At 35.6% G+C, this 15,905-nt stretch carries 17 protein-coding genes and 1 pseudogene; 8 read left to right on the forward strand and 10 right to left on the reverse strand.

Annotated features, from left to right (window positions below; all coding sequences use genetic code 11):
- Position 1: 1 nt before the first annotated feature.
- The 3 genes from ACM6HU_RS18955 to ACM6HU_RS18965 form a co-directional block, all read right to left on the reverse strand.
- Positions 2-1,129, reverse strand: a complete 1,128-nt coding sequence (locus ACM6HU_RS18955) for a conserved virulence factor C family protein (protein WP_016114661.1) — start codon at positions 1,127-1,129, stop codon at positions 2-4.
- Between the two features lie 354 nt (positions 1,130-1,483).
- A complete protein-coding gene (locus ACM6HU_RS18960; protein ID WP_016114660.1) occupies positions 1,484-2,134 on the reverse strand; it encodes a PspA/IM30 family protein in 651 nt (216 codons plus the stop codon).
- 44 nt (positions 2,135-2,178) lie between these two features.
- Positions 2,179-2,535, reverse strand: a complete 357-nt coding sequence (locus ACM6HU_RS18965; RefSeq protein WP_003197275.1) for a hypothetical protein — start codon at positions 2,533-2,535, stop codon at positions 2,179-2,181.
- Positions 2,536-2,958: 423 nt separating this feature from the next.
- On the opposite strand from ACM6HU_RS18965, the gene ACM6HU_RS18970 reads away from it, so the two are divergent.
- Positions 2,959-3,324: a TetR/AcrR family transcriptional regulator gene (locus ACM6HU_RS18970; RefSeq protein WP_016114659.1), complete on the forward strand. Its 366-nt coding sequence runs from the start codon at positions 2,959-2,961 to the stop codon at positions 3,322-3,324.
- Between the two features lie 200 nt (positions 3,325-3,524).
- Here the strand turns inward: ACM6HU_RS18970 and ACM6HU_RS18975 are convergent, their stop codons facing one another.
- The 4 genes from ACM6HU_RS18975 to ACM6HU_RS18990 form a co-directional block, all read right to left on the reverse strand.
- Entirely contained in the window at positions 3,525-3,863 is a 339-nt protein-coding gene (locus ACM6HU_RS18975; RefSeq protein ID WP_016114658.1) for a single-stranded DNA-binding protein, read from the reverse strand.
- 157 nt (positions 3,864-4,020) lie between these two features.
- Positions 4,021-4,752, reverse strand: coding sequence for a Bax inhibitor-1/YccA family membrane protein (locus ACM6HU_RS18980; RefSeq protein WP_016114657.1), 732 nt, complete (start codon positions 4,750-4,752; stop codon positions 4,021-4,023).
- A 75-nt stretch (positions 4,753-4,827) separates the two neighbouring features.
- Positions 4,828-6,720, reverse strand: coding sequence for an ABC-F family ATP-binding cassette domain-containing protein (locus ACM6HU_RS18985; protein ID WP_016114656.1), 1,893 nt, complete (start codon positions 6,718-6,720; stop codon positions 4,828-4,830).
- A complete protein-coding gene (locus tag ACM6HU_RS18990; protein WP_016114655.1) occupies positions 6,717-7,364 on the reverse strand; it encodes an HD domain-containing protein in 648 nt (215 codons plus the stop codon). Before ACM6HU_RS18990 ends, ACM6HU_RS18985 begins: the two co-directional genes overlap by 4 nt.
- A gap of 109 nt (positions 7,365-7,473) precedes the next feature.
- On the opposite strand from ACM6HU_RS18990, the gene ACM6HU_RS18995 reads away from it, so the two are divergent.
- Both ACM6HU_RS18995 and ACM6HU_RS19000 read left to right on the forward strand, forming a co-directional pair.
- Positions 7,474-8,118: a hypothetical protein gene (locus ACM6HU_RS18995; RefSeq protein ID WP_016114654.1), complete on the forward strand. Its 645-nt coding sequence runs from the start codon at positions 7,474-7,476 to the stop codon at positions 8,116-8,118.
- A 463-nt stretch (positions 8,119-8,581) separates the two neighbouring features.
- Entirely contained in the window at positions 8,582-9,586 is a 1,005-nt protein-coding gene (locus ACM6HU_RS19000; RefSeq protein ID WP_016114653.1) for a cell envelope integrity/translocation protein TolA, read from the forward strand.
- Between the two features lie 100 nt (positions 9,587-9,686).
- On the opposite strand, the gene ACM6HU_RS19005 is transcribed toward ACM6HU_RS19000, so the two are convergent.
- Positions 9,687-10,163: a glutathione peroxidase gene (locus ACM6HU_RS19005; protein ID WP_016114652.1), complete on the reverse strand. Its 477-nt coding sequence runs from the start codon at positions 10,161-10,163 to the stop codon at positions 9,687-9,689.
- Between the two features lie 224 nt (positions 10,164-10,387).
- Between ACM6HU_RS19005 and ACM6HU_RS19010 the strand changes: the two genes are divergently transcribed.
- The 3 genes from ACM6HU_RS19010 (at position 10,388) to ACM6HU_RS19020 (ending at position 12,183) form a co-directional block, all read left to right on the forward strand.
- Positions 10,388-10,597, forward strand: coding sequence for a DUF3925 family protein (locus ACM6HU_RS19010; protein WP_006094670.1), 210 nt, complete (start codon positions 10,388-10,390; stop codon positions 10,595-10,597).
- An 88-nt stretch (positions 10,598-10,685) separates the two neighbouring features.
- Positions 10,686-11,657, forward strand: coding sequence for an MBL fold metallo-hydrolase (locus tag ACM6HU_RS19015; RefSeq protein WP_016114651.1), 972 nt, complete (start codon positions 10,686-10,688; stop codon positions 11,655-11,657).
- A gap of 103 nt (positions 11,658-11,760) precedes the next feature.
- A complete protein-coding gene (locus tag ACM6HU_RS19020) occupies positions 11,761-12,183 on the forward strand; it encodes a hypothetical protein (RefSeq protein WP_016114650.1) in 423 nt (140 codons plus the stop codon).
- A gap of 423 nt (positions 12,184-12,606) precedes the next feature.
- On the opposite strand, the pseudogene ACM6HU_RS19025 reads toward ACM6HU_RS19020, so the two are convergent.
- Positions 12,607-12,834, reverse strand: a pseudogene (locus tag ACM6HU_RS19025) (DUF3600 domain-containing protein); the annotation flags it as partial.
- Between the two features lie 197 nt (positions 12,835-13,031).
- On the opposite strand from ACM6HU_RS19025, the gene ACM6HU_RS19030 reads away from it, so the two are divergent.
- Both ACM6HU_RS19030 and ACM6HU_RS19035 read left to right on the forward strand, forming a co-directional pair.
- Entirely contained in the window at positions 13,032-14,009 is a 978-nt protein-coding gene (locus ACM6HU_RS19030; RefSeq protein WP_016114648.1) for a quinone oxidoreductase family protein, read from the forward strand.
- 11 nt (positions 14,010-14,020) lie between these two features.
- Positions 14,021-14,632, forward strand: coding sequence for a zinc dependent phospholipase C family protein (locus ACM6HU_RS19035; protein ID WP_016114647.1), 612 nt, complete (start codon positions 14,021-14,023; stop codon positions 14,630-14,632).
- Between the two features lie 102 nt (positions 14,633-14,734).
- Here the strand turns inward: ACM6HU_RS19035 and ACM6HU_RS19040 are convergent, their stop codons facing one another.
- Entirely contained in the window at positions 14,735-15,904 is a 1,170-nt protein-coding gene (locus ACM6HU_RS19040) for a DEAD/DEAH box helicase (RefSeq protein WP_016114646.1), read from the reverse strand.
- Position 15,905 lies beyond the last annotated feature (1 nt).

Raw genomic sequence — 15,905 nt, forward strand, 5'->3', positions numbered from 1 at the left:
ATTATTCTCCTTTGCGAGACTCCGTCATTTGTTTCCAAACAGATCCTTTCGCTTCTTCTCCGCCTTCAATACGTTCTAATGCTAGACGAGATTGCATTGCTACTTCGAACTCTGGATCATCTTGCGCTACGCGTAGTGCTGGAATTGCACTTTCATCACCAAGTTCAAATAAGAACATCGCCGCACGCCAACGCACCAATTTACTTGGATCTTTAAGTGCTTTAATCATAACAAACATCGCTGCTGGATCTCCTACATCTGATAAGCAATCACCCGCAGTGCGGCGTACACTTACAGAACGATCTAGTAAAGCTTTATACAGTAATGGTAATACTTCATCACCTTTTACCATACCTAAGTACGCTGTTGCTAAACGACGGATAGATACTTTCTCATCTTCTAGCGCTTTCTTCAATACAGGAATATCTTCTTCTGTTGGATCCATTTGCTCAAGCGCTGCATAACGATTTTTCCAATCAGGATCCACCATCATTTCCTCCGTTACTTTATATGGTTCACGCTTTGCAATCGTTACTTCTTTAGCGCCCGCTTGATCTAATAATTCTTTTACAGTTTTTTCAACGCGTTCCTCTGGATAAGCAGCTACAATTTCTTCCACAACTTCTTTTCCGATTTCTTCAAAATTGCCATAACGTGTACTTTGTTCCACCCATTTACGCTCTTTGACAACGTTAGGTGCAGACATTTGTACTTTCATAATCGCTTCTTTAAAATGGTCTGGTAATCCCACTCGTTCTTCCGTTATTCCATCTGTTAATTTCACCTGCATTGGAATTGTAAAGAACATTTGAATGAATACTTTCACTTCACCAAAATGCGAAAGTTGTTCCCTCTCATCTTCTTCAGTAACTTCTTCTCCAAATACAGCGCGAACTTGTTGCAAAAGTACTTTCCAGTCATACTTCGCATTTCGCTCTACCGCTAAAAAGTCCGCAACATGGTATACACCTTTAATACCTTCGATTTTTAAAATGTGTTGCACTTGCTCTGGTGCTTGTTCTGCATTTTCGTTTGTATAATTATTACGTGCTCCTGATGGTAACACTTCATTTAAGATAACTTTCATCGTATTTGGACTTGGCGTCGGTTCAATTGCTTTAATCTTCACGTAAATAAACTCTCCTTTATTGCTTGTTCTTAGCTGTATTGTAACATGTTCTATCGCTATACTCCTACTGAGACGCTTGCTTTTTCTAATCACAATTATAGTCTTAATAGAATTGGTGAATATCATGTAACAACTGCCCCTATTGATATACCCCTTTTTAGTATCATGTTCCTTCTCTCTTCCGCTCAAAAAAGGTAGATTGATAATAACTTTAATCAGCCCCTACCTTTCTTGCTTTCGCTGAATTTTAGGATGAGGGTCTTACTGCCCGTTAATACGGGATAAATAAAAAAAGGTATTGCTTTGCAACACCTTTTTTCTACCACCATAAACTCATTTTATGATGTACTACAATTATTTTGTTAAAGATACTTCATCCTTTTCTTTCATGTCGCGCTCAAGTTTTGCAATTTTCATATCAAATGTATCACGTTCATGATCTTCATTCATGCGAAGCTCTAAATCACGAATGTGATCTTCAATTTCTTCAAATCGTAAGAACGGATTATTCTCATCCATTTTATGAAGAGCCGTATTCATACGACGGTTCACATGGGCCATATTTTCACGTGCCATCAATTCCATACGCTTTGCATTCATTTCTTTTAGCTTATTTTTCATTTCAGAAAGACGGCGTTCTAACTCATCAATTTGCTCCACTACACCTGCATACATCTCTTCTAAACGTGATACTTGCCCTTCATAGTATGCTACTTCTTCTAATGCACGTTCATGCAATTGCATTTCTCCTGCTTCTTGTGCAATGATCGCCTGCTTTGATCGCTTATTTACGAAATAACGAGCCTGCTCAAGTTCACGAGCAAAGTTAGATTTTAATGTTTTATGACGCTCGATTAATTTCTCAATTTTTGTTACTTCACGCTCGCTATCGCGTAAATATTGGTTTAACATAGCGATTGGATTTTTTCTTCCCTTCTCATCTAATACATTATGAAAATCTGCTAAAATTGCATCGCGTACACGTCTGAATAAAGATTGTTTCATTCTAATCTTCCTCTCTTCTACTTTATGATTTCAGTTATTTTATATTAGTTTTTCATTAACTTGTTCCACTCATCTTCAAAGTTGCTATATCGTTTAGAACTTTCTGAAGCAGAATCAACTACTACATCTTTTTCTTTTTTCCACTCACGGTATCCGTAGTATAGTACTACTACTGCTACAATACCGATCAATGCTGGGGAATGAGAAAGGGCGATTGACAAGCCGATTAAACCGAAAATACCCCAAGCTAACTTTCCAAAAAATGATTGTGCTCGCACAAATGATTTATAGCTCCAGTACGCAATCCCTGCTCCAATTGCGAATCCTACAATACCAGCAAGACTACCAAGAGCAATTAAAGCCAAAATACCGGCTGCGATAAACGTTAGAAATTGTTTCATCTTGTGCTTGCCTCCCTTCGATTTGATACTCTTATCTTAACTATTTTTTTAGTTTTCCATAACGAGCTTAAGAACCGTTTTCAAATCAGACTTAAGACCTATTCCAGGTTAGACCCACATTACGATGTATATAAAACGAAGTGAAGAGCTAAAATTTTAATGCAATATTGTTTCTTCTTAGAATGCACTCTTTTTATATTTAAGAAACCGTACCCTTCGACACCATATAAATAACAACAATACGGGCAGATGCCATTCGCCTCCTAACATCCTTTCCCCTTCTTTTAAAGTTTTTCCTAATTAGATTGAATATAAATCTTTAAAATTATTTGTTTAGATATCAAAATAGAATTTCCGCTTACATACATTTATTTAATTCGCTAACATAACTGACGAATGTCCGTAAAATTTGAGGTGATTTTATTGAACAGTAATAAAATTAAGGGTGCAGCTCTAAAATATTTCACAATTCATGGTTATGAAGGAACACCCCTTTCTTTAATAGCTGAAAAAGCCGGCATGAAAAAGCAATCCATTTACACACATTTTAAAGGAAAAGATGACCTTTTTCTTCATGTGTTACGTGATACAAAAGAAACTGAACTAGCTTCAAAACTTCAATACTTAAGTAAAATTGATTCACAAAATCCTGAAAAAGATTTATACAGGCTACTACAATTGAAAGTCGATTTTTTTCAAAAAAATGAACAATTAAAGTTTTGGCTACGTATGTCATTTTTTCCGCCAGTACATCTTGCAAAAGCAATCGAAAAGTTATACTTTCTTTAAACAAAAACCCCCTTGTCCATATTGAACAAGGGGGTTAGATTTTCTCTACTAGGAATCATCTCATATGCCCACTAATCTCAGGTTTTGAAGCATCCCAAAAACGATATTTTTATCTCTCGACAGTTACTTATAGGAAGGGATTAATGAAAAATAATAGTTATCTGGTAATTACACCAAGTTTTTGTTTATACCTCCTTTCTCTACCGTGAAGCTTCCTCTTTCTTCCGCTCCAAAAACGTAATTCTTTCAATCACAACTTCTGTTTTATACACTCTCTTCCCCTGTTCATTATCGTAATTACTCGTGTGAATACGGCCTGTAATCCCAACTAGCGATCCCTTTTGACAATAATCTGATACATTCTCAGCCGATTTTCTCCAGACGACGCAGTAAATGTAATCTGCTTGCTGCTCTCCTAGGCTATTTCGAAACCCTCTATTTACCGCAACGCATATACGTGCATAAGCAATCCCTTGCTTTGTGTAGTATAGTTCTGGATCTTTTGTCAATCTTCCGATTAATACAACTCGATTCATCATATTTATACCACCTCACATTTTTTCTTTATTGTAGAAAAAAATAGAAGATAGGTAAAAAATGCAAAATAATATATTTCTAAAAAGAAATCATCACTTTAAATCTAAAAAAATACAAAAAGAAATCCTGCATGTTTCAATCATGCAGGATTTCTTTCAATTAGTCATTTTTCGCAAAGTAAGAAACGAAACGAAGAATTTCTAAGTACAACCATACTAATGTCATCATTAGACCCATCGCACTGTACCACTCCATATATTTTGGAGCTCCACTACGTGCGCCATTTTCGATTAAATCGAAGTCTAGTAATAGATTTAATGCAGCAACGATAATCACAACTGCACTAATGATGATGCCAATTGTTCCACCTTGGTGAATATACGGAACAGTAACACCAAACATGTTTAATAGAAAAACGATCAAGTACATAACCAAAATCCCAAGCGTTGCGGCCATTATGCCTGTACGGAACTTATCCGTTACCTTTACAACACGAGTTGCGTATAAAACTAACATTGCAAATAAAATTGAAATTGTTAGTAATACAGCATTTAAAATAATAGAGTTGTCAAAACGAATCGCATATACCGCTGAAATGCTTCCCAAGACAATCCCTTCAACAGCTGCATAAATAGGTGCTGTAATAGGTGCCATTTTCGGGAAGAAGATAGCCGCAAATGCGATAATTGCAGCCACAATTAATGCTCCAATTAAAACTGGCATTTGCATTTTCCCCGTATACATCTGTATGTATGAATAGACAGACGTTGCAAGAAGCAAGACAAGCATAATAAATGTTTTGCCTACAGCTCCGCCAATTGTCATCGCAGACGTACTTGCTCCTTGTTTACGAAAGTTTTCTTTTTTCAACATTGGATTAGATGTTCTCATTTTTTCCCTCCTAAAATATGTTCTACCAATAGTGTAAAGTTTTTCTCTTTACATTTCAATATATGCAGCTTGTTTTTATTTTAAACCTTCAACGATGTCAGACAGTTCGCTCCAGCGTTCCATTGCTTTTTCCAGTTCTTCTTCTGTTTGCTGCTGCGCTTCAGAAAGCTCCTGTGCTTTTGTAAAATCAGAACCTACATTCGCAAGTTCTTCTCCAATCGTTTCAAGCTTCTCTTCAAGCCCTGCAATCGTATCTTCAATGGTTTCCCATTCACGTTGTTCGTGATAGGAAAGTTTACGTTTACGTTGTTGCTTTGGAGCTTCTTCCACTTTCTTTTCTTTCTGTACTTCTACTTTTTCTAATAGTTCTTGCGCCTTTTGTATATCTAGGTAATCACTATAGCTTCCTAGGAATTCACGAACTTCTCCGCCACCAGTAAAGATAAATAATTCATCTACTACTTTATCTAAGAAGTAGCGATCATGCGATACCGTAAGAACGACACCTGGGAAATCTTCTAAATAGTCTTCTAGTACTGTTAACGTTTGTGTATCTAAATCGTTGGTCGGCTCATCTAATAGAAGTACATTCGGCTCTCCCATTAAAAGACGTAATAAATACAGACGTCTTCTTTCACCACCAGATAGTTTACCAAGTGGTGTTCCATGTGAATGCGGTTGGAATAAGAAACGCTCAAGCATTTGGGATACTCCAATGACTTTACCATCTGTTGTATGAATGACTTCTGCAATTTCTTTAATATATTCAATCATACGTTGATTTAAATTCATCTCTTCATTTTCTTGCGTATAATAAGCAACTTTCACAGTTTGTCCAACTTCAATTTCACCACTGTCAGGTGATAATTTGCCTGCAAGCATATTTAATAAAGATGATTTCCCGCTACCATTAGCCCCAATAATACCAATTCGATCGCCTGGTTTCACAATATGATTAAAATTATGTAATACCGTTTTTTCACCAAATTTCTTCGTTACATCTTTTAACTCAAGCACTTTCTTTCCTAAGCGACTCCCGCTGAGTGAAATATCAACAGATTGCTTCGCTGCTGGACCTTCTTGTTCTTTCAACTCTTCGAACCGCTGAATACGTGCTTTTTGTTTTGTAGAACGAGCTTTCGCACCGCGGCGAATCCAAGCAAGTTCACGGCGATATAGATTTTGGCGCTTTGATTCTTGTGCTAACTCTTGTTCCTCACGAAGTGCCTTCGCTTCTAAAAATGTACTATAGTTTCCTTCATAGCTATACAAATTACCATTATCTAGCTCAAAAATACGATTTGTAACACGGTCTAAAAAATAACGATCATGTGTTACAAGTAAAACTGCTCCAGTATACCGTGCTAAATATTCTTCTAACCATTCGACTGTTTCATGATCAAGATGGTTTGTTGGCTCATCTAAAATTAATAAATCAGGTGTTTCAATAAAGCACTGTGCCATTGCAATACGTTTTTTTTGTCCACCAGATAAGTTCCCCACAGTTGCAGTGAAATCTGTAATTCCGAGTTTCGTTAAAAGCGACTTCGCATTCGCATTTGCTTCCCATGCATTCATCGCATCCATACGTTGCTGCACTGCAAATAATTGTTCTTGCACTTTTTCATTACTCGGGTCTTTTTCTATGTTTAATAACGCTTGTTCGTATTCACGAAGAAGGCGAATTAGCGGCGTATCACCGTGGAATATTTGCTCAAGCACTGTTAAATTTTCATTAAAATCCGGTTGCTGTGATAAATAGCTAATTGTATACCCACGCGTATGCGTCATATCACCTGTATCAGGAATCTCTATCCCCGCAATAATTTTTAATAATGTAGATTTCCCTGTACCGTTTACACCAATAATCCCTGCACGTTGTCCCTCTGCAATACTAAATGATAATCCATCAAATAATGGTTTATCCCCATATGATTTTGATACGTTTTCTACTGTTAGCATTTTCATATTTGTGCATTCCACTCTTTCATAAATTGTTCGATAAACTCTTCCATATAGCGATGACGAACTTCAGCCTCTTTTTTTGCAGCCTCTGTATTCATCAAATCTTTCAACTTCAAAAGCTTTTCATAGAAATGATTTAACGATGGATCATTATTTTTTCGATACTCTTCTTTCGTCATTACTTCACGGGGTGGAATATTTGGGTCATACATTAAACGACCTTTTGCACCGCCGTAAGCAAACGTACGAGCAATACCAATTGCACCAAGTGCATCTAATCGATCCGCATCTTGAACAACCTTTCCTTCCAAAGTTTCTATATTACCACCATGTCCACCTTTATATGACATATTCGTAATAATATGAAGGATATGTTCATTTTCTTCTTCAGTAACATTCAATCCTTCTAGCCAATCAGAAACTTTTTTCATACCAGCTTCTTCACTTTCATTTAACTTCTCATCCGCTACATCATGAAGTAAAGCTGCCATCTCAATTACAAAACGATCCCCACCTTCTTTTTCAGACAAAGAAATCGCCAATTTATGTACACGTTCAATATGATACCAATCATGTCCACTAGCATCTGTTTCTAAAATATTCCTTACAAAAGCAACTGTTTTTTGTATTTTTTCTTGTTTTTTCATTTATCTTCACCCAATTTCTTATTGTAACACGCTCTCATTTTTTCATCACATATTTTCTTGTCCGCCCATAGACTGTTTTGTACGTACGATCATGAAGGAGGAAATAAAAATGTTCTACAATAATAAATACTCTTATCCAGAGCAACCATACTATCCTCAAAATCAAGAACAACGATATCAAGAGCAGCATTTTGAAGAACAAGAACCACAACAACAAGAATTTCAATATCAACAGAATTCATACTTAGCACAACAAACTCAAGAAGCTCAATACCATCAAAATCCATATACAGCTCAGCAACCTCATGAAACTCAACACCATCAAAATCCATACGTAACACAACCAGGTCAGGAAACTCAGTACCAACAGAATCCTTACGTAGCTCCACAAGCTCCATATCAGCAACCACAAATGTATCAACCATACCAGGATACACGCGTTTCACCACCAACACCAACATTAGATCCAACCCAACCACAAATCTTGCCACCAGCTCCTACTACAGCTATTCCTACTGAGCCAACACAACAACAAATCCAACAAGTTGTCGGTACACAATTTTTATCTTTAAAGAAACCTGTGTTAGACTTCGTAAAACCATGGGTAGAGTATGGAATGAATGAGGCGAAACATACATCAGCAAAACATGCTATGACAGAGGTTGCTGCAATTATGTTCTTAGTTGGAAAAGGATTTAATCCGACAATTGCTCATTATATTGTGGAATCTTGGGAGAAGAATGAACAGTTTTAAAGGTGTTTGATAAAACATACAAAAGTGCCACCCTTTATCAAGTACGAGGTGGCACTTTTTATTTCTCTATATGAAACAATATCCTTATACTAACTTTTCTCTTTTCTACATTTGGTATATCTGCTGGGGCCCACGGAAATTCTTCTAGGTTGTAAAATACTCTAATTTTATCAAATTTATCACTCACCTGCATATTAGTTACATATTTGATTACCGAATATTCTAACTCATTATTATAAATGAGTTAGAAAGACCGATACTAAATCCTTTAGTGTCTATTATTAAATGACTTTATTATCACCTTACAATTGTAATTTCATTTATCCTCCCTTTAGATAATCTACGAATTTACTACACATCCCTGGAAATTAATTTAATTTTCTTATTTTAAATGAAAATCATATAATTTCTACTAAGTTCCTATATAATCAATAAAGAAAATCTTACAAACGGAGGGATAAAAATGACATTTTGGAGTAATATCGGTACAATTTTATTTTTAATAGCTCTTATTCTACTGACCTTATGCATTATTTCATTCTTTAAGAAAGATGGTAAAGCAATGACATATGGTAGACCTGCGGTTATTTGTTTTATTATTTCATTTTTAGTCATGATAACAAGCACTGAAAAAACAGATCATCCTATTATTAACTTTTTCGCTAATGTATGTTTAATCCTATTTATTTTCTTTCTTGTCTTAGCAATCTTATCTATCATTAAGAAAACTGGTATGGCGAAGAAACAGTTTTTAATTACAGCTGTTTTATTTATAGCTTTTGGGGTATTTACAAGTATCGCAACTCCTTCTGCTGAGAAAGTAACAGCAAAAGATAAAAAAATTGCAACTGAAAAAGAAGATAAAAAAGATGCAGAAAAGAAAGAAGCAGACGAGAAGACTCGTAAGCAAGAAGGTGAAAAGCGTCAAGCTGAGGAACAAGCTCAAAAGCAACAGGAAGAACAAAAGCGTCAAGCTGAAGAACAAGCTCTAAAACAACAAGAAGAGCAAAAGCGCCAAGCTGAGGAACAAGCTCAAAAGCAACAAGAAGAGCAAAAGCGCCAAGCTGAGGAACAAGCTCAAAAGCAACAGGAAGAACAAAAGCGTCAAGCTGAGGAACAAGCTCAAAAGCAACAGGAAGAGCAAAAGCGTCAAGCTGAGGAACAAGCTCGTAAACAGCAGGAAGAGCAACAACGTCAAGCTGCTGAGCAAGCTTCACAAAAGAAAAGTACTGTAGCGTCCTCAGCTACTAGCAATCATGGTGGATCTAATGGTCAACCTTTCCAAAACAATCCTAGTGATGATAAAGAAACAAATACTTCTTGTAAAGGTCAAATTAAAGGAAATGCTAATTCTAAAAAATATCATGTTCCTGGAGGTCAATATTATGATTCTACAAAAGATAATATCGTTTGGTTCTGTTCAGAAGCTGATGCTCAAGCAGCTGGTTATGTAAAATCAAAAAAGTAAACGTTTTTCTTTATTTCAAATACTTTTTCTAGGAAGGTGAAAAAACAAAACATGCTATTTTCGAACAAACTCCTTCCCACTCTTTATAGAAAATAGTAACTTATAATACCTTTTCAATCTCCTTCTCTAACTCTTCCGGCTTCGTCTGCGGCGCAAAACGATCAATTACTTTCCCATCACGCCCTATTAAAAATTTCGTAAAGTTCCACTTTACTGCCTTCATACCAAGTATGCCCGGTGCCTGCTCCGTCATATATGTATATAGTGGATGCGTGTTATCACCTTTTACATCAACTTTAGTGAACATCGGAAAGGATACACCGTAATTTAATTCACAAAAACTTGTAATCTCCTCTTCTGTACCTGGTTCTTGTCCTCCAAATTGGTTACATGGGAAACCTAAGATTTCGAATCCTTGCTCTTTATACTTTTCATAAATGGCTTGTAACCCTTTATATTGCGGTGTAAATCCACATTTACTTGCAACATTTACAATGAGAAGAACTTTACCTTCATACTCTCGTAACGATTTTTCTTCCCCTGTAATTGTTTTTGCAGAAAAATCATAAACTTTCATATATATCTGCCCCTCTCTATTATTTCATACTTATTCTCATCATATATGTATTTAACTTCCTCGTCTAATGAGAGCGCTTTATTTTTGTTCAAAAATTCGACACAAACTACTAGACAAATAGCTTGGAAAGTTTTACAATTAAATTGTGAACAAAATGTGACAGTTTATCTTCTAAATTGTGACATTTTCAATTCCATTATAATGAATAAAGGATGGTGTTGATAATGAAAACTGCACAACGTGAAATGATTTCAAATCGCGAGTTTTACTTCGTATTATACATGATGTTACTATTTGTTGCTGGTTGGTTTATGGATGTAAATGGACTATTTTTAAGCAAGTACTTTACACTTGCAGGAATGATTTCTCTTCCACTAGTTGGTGGTCTTGTCGGATTCTTTATTATGTCAATTAGTAAAGAACAAACAAAATAATAACATTACATAAAGGCAGAAAACGATTTTTCGTTTTCTGCCTTTTCTTTTATAATAAAAGAATATAAGACTACAAGGAGTGATTAGTATGAAAAAGGTAGAACAATTATCCTCTCAGTTATATATCATTGATGATTACGATTTACAACATGAAGAGCGAACTGGTACATATGTCTTACTTGGTGATGAAATTACTTTAATTGAAACTTGCGCTGCTCCTTCCCTTCCACATCTTCTAAATGGCTTACAACAATTACGGATTAACTTAGCAGATGTTAAAAATATCATTGTTACACATGTTCATCTTGATCACGCTGGCGGTGCTGGTTTAATGATGGAAAAATGTCCAAATGCAACTTTATTCGTCCATTCGCGTGGTGCTCGTCATATGATTAATCCTACGAAATTAATTCAAGGTGCCAAAGCTGTATATGGTGATTCTTTTGATGAACTCTTCAATCCAATTCTTCCTATTCCAGAGAAACAAGTCCATATCGTACAAGATGGTGAGACATTGCAAATCTCAGAAAAGCGGGTACTAACATTTTACGATACACCAGGGCACGCCAAACATCATATAAGTATCCATGACTCCTTAACAAATGGCATTTTCACGGGTGACACAATTGGTATTTATTATCGAGAACTAGCTGAACTTGGTGTTGAACTATATTTACCGACCACATCTCCTTCACAGTTTCAACCAAATGCGATGATTGCTGCAAAAGACCGCATTCGAAATATGAATGTTGACTCAATCTACTTTGGACATTATGGTGCATCTTCCCATGTTTCTGAAGTATATAAACAGCTTGAATATTGGCTCCCTATCTTTGTTGAAGCTGGAAAACAAGTATTTGAAAAAAATCAAGATTTTGAAACATCAAGTCATGAATTGTATAGTTTATTATTGGAAACAGTATCCTCACATCTTACAAAACAAGGTGTAACACCGACCCATTCTATTTACGATGTTATCAAACTCGATATGGAGATCAGTGCGATGGGAATTATTGATTATCTTACAAAGCAAGAAAAGGCGGAAGCAACTACTAACTAAATAGAAAGACAATTCGAGGATATTATGCTACATTTCAAGCATATATCCTCTTTTTTTGAATATGTTTTTTCAATAATAAACATACAAAAAAAGGAGTGATACAATGAAAAAGGTTAGCAAATACTTATGTTTCACTTTATTCATTGTTATATTGCTATTTACAGGAGGGAAAATTCAATTTTATTTAGATCAACAAGCTGAACTATCCTTTCATATGTATCCTCGAATATTTTCCTTTGTATTTTTCCCCTTTTTCATTGGTGGCGTACTGCGCTTCTGTCAACTTATCAATAACAAGAAAAATCAACATGTATGGAAATTTCAACTAGAGAAATTTATAGGCATTGCGTTACCTTCAGCATTGATTGGCTTTTCACCTATTCTATTATTCTCACCTATCGGACAATTTTTTCCTTACTTAGCTTACTTAGCTATCCTAACTCTTTTAAATACAACATTTCCCGTAATAATAAATATAATAGCTGGTTACTCATTATTAGATAGTTTCATACGAAAAGAAAACTAACATGATACGAACCTCACACCAATAAAAAACCCTATCGGTATACCTCTACTCCTGTGACTTTAAACATATAAAGGAAACTTGACGATTTAAGTTCAAAATTAGAGAACGGTGAACTATCCCTAAAAGTCGGATTTTTCTCAGATCCAACAAATGCTTCTTTTGTCACCACATTTATCTCTCAACTCCTTATCGCTCTTATAGGAACAGCATTTGGCGGTATTTCAATTGATGTCTTATATTTAGCAAACAATGCAAAAGAACCAAACGATCAATTTTTAAGCGTAGTTGGTTACGGTGGCTTATTTATTAGTGCAATTCTCCTTGTGAGAGTGGCTATACATGCGGTAAGAAAATTCAAATAATAACTTGCATACACTACAAAGAAGAGCCTTTTTATAAACATCGGCTCTTCTTTTCATATATTTAATTTATTTGTTGTACTTTTCCATTTACATACTCCATAAACCGATCCGCTTGTACAAATTCTTGTACAAATTCTTCTTTATACGCTTCGGGGACTTCTTCTACCGTTACATGTCCGCTTGATTTAATGTTCACCAGCACTTTCTCATATGTCATTAATGCTTCTATATACTGCTCGTACTCTTTAGATGTTAATACTTCTTTACTAGATTTATCCCCATTCAATTGTCTTACACTATATATTGGCAAGTTAAAAACATTTCGTTCGTTTTTTAAAATTATTTTCGATATAAATTAATATAATGATTTAAAACTTATAACTTTATAACATTAACTTATAATCCGCTATAACAATTATATAATTTTCCATTTTATGATAGGTGTTTAAAATAATATATATAATATATTTTTAGGAGGACATCTAAATGAAAGCAATTGTTGTAACTGCATTTGGCGGACCTGAAACAATGAAGTATACAGAAGTCGATATGCCAACTTTTAATGAGAAACAAGTGTTAATTCGCGTTATCGCGACAAGCGTCAATTTTGCCGATATTAAATCGCGCTATGGCAAAAAAGGGAATGGAAAACTCCCATTTATTCCAGGTATAGATGCGGCAGGAATTGTAGAACAAGTAGGTTCAGATGTGAGAAATATTCGCGCTGGACAGCGTGTAATCGCCTTTCCTCTTACTGGTTCGTATGCTGAATATGTTGTCGCAAATGAAAACCTTACCTTTGTATTACCTGATGAAATTGACTTCACAACTGCAGCCGCTTGTCCTATCGTATCTTTTACGAGTTATAACTTGCTTGCAAATGTCGCAAGATTACAACAAGGTGAAACCGTTCTTATTCATGCTGCGGCTGGTGGTATCGGAACAACATCGATTCAATTAGCAAAAATATTAGGGGCTGGAAAAATTATTGGAACAGTCGGAAATAAAGCGAAAAAGAAAGTTGCTTTAGAAGCTGGGGCTGATCATGTTATTTGTTATCAAGATGAGGATTTTAGTAAAAAGGCAAATGAACTTACGGGTGGTAAAGGTGCCGATGTTATTTTGGATTCCATTTCCGGAGCAGTGTCAGAAAAAAGCTTGGAGTGTTTGGCTTACTATGGTCGCCTTGTCCATTTTGGTAATGCTAGCGGGGAAATTGGAACATTTCGGACAAAGGATTTACATGCAAGCTGTCGTTCTATTCTTGGCTTTAGCTTTGGAACGACTCGTAAGAAACGTCCTTACTTACTTCGTCATACCGCTAACCAAGTTTTTCAGTATTTACGTGATGGAAGCCTACAAATTGCAATTGGTAAACGTTTTACACTTCAAGATGCAGGGAAAGCGCATGAATGGATCGAAAGTAGACAGAGTACAGGAAAAATCATTCTGACTGTTAAATAGAGGTGTCATTCATGGGGTCACGAGTTATGCATTTGATTATCGCAAATGGTATTGCAGAGAAATTATCCATCCCTGATAAAACATCTTTCTTGCTTGGGGGAGTAGCTCCTGATGCAGTTCGTTCAAAAGAGGAAAAAAACGTATCACATTTTTATGCTGGTACAACAAAGAACTATACCAGAAGAATTGATTACGGTACATTTCTTCAAAAATATAAAAAGCACATAGATTCCTCTTTCATTTTAGGGTATTATACACACCTTATTGCTGATGATAATTGGCTCAACGGTTTTTTTCTTCCTTGGCTCAAAAATAGAATCGAGCATGATCAAACAATTTTATCTATGTATCATAACGATTTTAAATTATTGAATGCAAAACTATTACATCATTACGATAAAGAGCAGGAATTCCTTTCTATTCTTAATCAAGAAGCAAACATACCAAATGTTGAGGAAGTAACAGAAGAAAACGTTCTAGCTTTTAAAAAGCTTATTTTTAATGATATGGTATTTCCACAGCAAGATCTGCATGCTGAATTACAAGTGTTTACGTTTAACCAAATTGTCGGTTATGTAGAAACTGCTATTGAGAAAGGTGTTTTCTTTTTAGAAAGGCTCTAACATAGTTATTTAACCTTTTAAACACTAAAAAGGCGTGACTACTTTATACATGTAGACACGCCTTCTCACTTTCATTATTCTCCCATTAAGGGAAGTCTCCTATTATCTAGGCTTCTTCTTCCCAGTAAATGCAGGTTTCGTTTTCTTTGGTGCTTTCGGTTTAGACTCTACAAATGTTCCTTTAAACATCTCGTGTTTCTTGAACTGAATGCCTAACTTTTTCGCAAATTGAAGTAGTTTACGCTCTTCTTGCGGAGTAACAAGGGAAACAACTGTCCCCTCTTTCCCCATACGTCCTGTACGGCCTGAACGGTGAATGTATTGATCTAATGTATCTGGTAACTCTAGGTGAATTACATGTGTTAAATCATCGATATCTAACCCACGCGCAGCGATATCTGTCGCTAATAAGATTTCTAAATTCCCATGACGGAATGCGCGCATCGTTGCTTCACGTTCTTGCTTATTCGCTTCCGCATGAAGAGCTGCTGCTTTCATTTTACGGAATTTCAGTTTCTCAGTAATTTCATCTAAGCGGAAGGGATCATTTAAAAAGGCAACTGCTTTTACATTCCCCATATGCATAATTCTTCTAATATAATCATTTTTTTCACGGCGTTCACAAACGATATACGTATGCTCAACTAAACTCTTTGTTTCTGTACGTGTGATGCGAACTAATTGTGGATCAACTGCAAAATCGCGTGCTACTTCTTCTGCAGCTTTTGTCATTGTTGCCGAGAAGAATACTAATTGACGATCACGCATTGTTGATTTAATTACATCAAACACAGCTTCCATCATCTTTTGTTTTACAATTTGATCAAATTCATCAAATACAATTGTCTTCACTTCATGCATTTTTAACTTTTTCATACGAATTAATTCTAAAATACGTCCTGGTGAACCAACAATGACTCTTGGATGCTTCTTTAACTTTTCGACTTGGCGCTTAATATCCGCACCACCAATTAAAGATGCACCTGAAATGTCAGTTCCGATTGTAAACTTTTGAACTTCTTCATGAATTTGCATAACAAGTTCACGCGTTGGCGCTAGAATTACAACTTGTGGTTGTTTCACTTCAGGATTAATTTTATGTAAAAGTGGTAATAAGTACGCTAATGTTTTCCCTGTCCCAGTTGGTGATTCAGCTATAACGTCTTGTCCTTCTAAAATGGTTGGAATCGCTTGTTTTTGAACTTCAGTAAACTCTTTAAAACCAGCCTTCTCCCAAGCTTGTTGCAAAAATGGTTGCATATCTTTTATCATT

The sequence above is a fragment of the Bacillus sp. IT-79MI2 genome, assembly GCF_949768135.1.
Classification (GTDB): Bacteria; Bacillota; Bacilli; order Bacillales; family Bacillaceae_G; genus Bacillus_A; species Bacillus_A pseudomycoides.

Excerpts from the sequence above, each read along its gene's own strand:
- ACM6HU_RS18975 (WP_016114658.1), bottom strand. The coding sequence starts at position 3,863 with ATGATGAATCGAGTTGTATTAATCGGAAGATTGACAAAAGATCCAGAA.
- ACM6HU_RS18985 (WP_016114656.1), bottom strand. The coding sequence starts at position 6,720 with ATGAAAATGCTAACAGTAGAAAACGTATCAAAATCATATGGGGATAAA.
- ACM6HU_RS18980 (WP_016114657.1), bottom strand. The coding sequence starts at position 4,752 with ATGAGAACATCTAATCCAATGTTGAAAAAAGAAAACTTTCGTAAACAA.
- ACM6HU_RS19015 (WP_016114651.1), top strand. The coding sequence starts at position 10,686 with ATGAAAAAGGTAGAACAATTATCCTCTCAGTTATATATCATTGATGAT.
- ACM6HU_RS18995 (WP_016114654.1), top strand. The coding sequence starts at position 7,474 with ATGTTCTACAATAATAAATACTCTTATCCAGAGCAACCATACTATCCT.
- ACM6HU_RS19020 (WP_016114650.1), top strand. The coding sequence starts at position 11,761 with ATGAAAAAGGTTAGCAAATACTTATGTTTCACTTTATTCATTGTTATA.
- ACM6HU_RS19005 (WP_016114652.1), bottom strand. The coding sequence starts at position 10,163 with ATGAAAGTTTATGATTTTTCTGCAAAAACAATTACAGGGGAAGAAAAA.
- ACM6HU_RS19000 (WP_016114653.1), top strand. The coding sequence starts at position 8,582 with ATGACATTTTGGAGTAATATCGGTACAATTTTATTTTTAATAGCTCTT.
- ACM6HU_RS19040 (WP_016114646.1), bottom strand. The coding sequence starts at position 15,904 with ATGATAAAAGATATGCAACCATTTTTGCAACAAGCTTGGGAGAAGGCT.
- ACM6HU_RS18960 (WP_016114660.1), bottom strand. The coding sequence starts at position 2,134 with ATGAAACAATCTTTATTCAGACGTGTACGCGATGCAATTTTAGCAGAT.
- ACM6HU_RS18965 (WP_003197275.1), bottom strand. The coding sequence starts at position 2,535 with ATGAAACAATTTCTAACGTTTATCGCAGCCGGTATTTTGGCTTTAATT.
- ACM6HU_RS18990 (WP_016114655.1), bottom strand. The coding sequence starts at position 7,364 with ATGAAAAAACAAGAAAAAATACAAAAAACAGTTGCTTTTGTAAGGAAT.
- ACM6HU_RS19030 (WP_016114648.1), top strand. The coding sequence starts at position 13,032 with ATGAAAGCAATTGTTGTAACTGCATTTGGCGGACCTGAAACAATGAAG.
- ACM6HU_RS19010 (WP_006094670.1), top strand. The coding sequence starts at position 10,388 with ATGAAAACTGCACAACGTGAAATGATTTCAAATCGCGAGTTTTACTTC.
- ACM6HU_RS19035 (WP_016114647.1), top strand. The coding sequence starts at position 14,021 with ATGGGGTCACGAGTTATGCATTTGATTATCGCAAATGGTATTGCAGAG.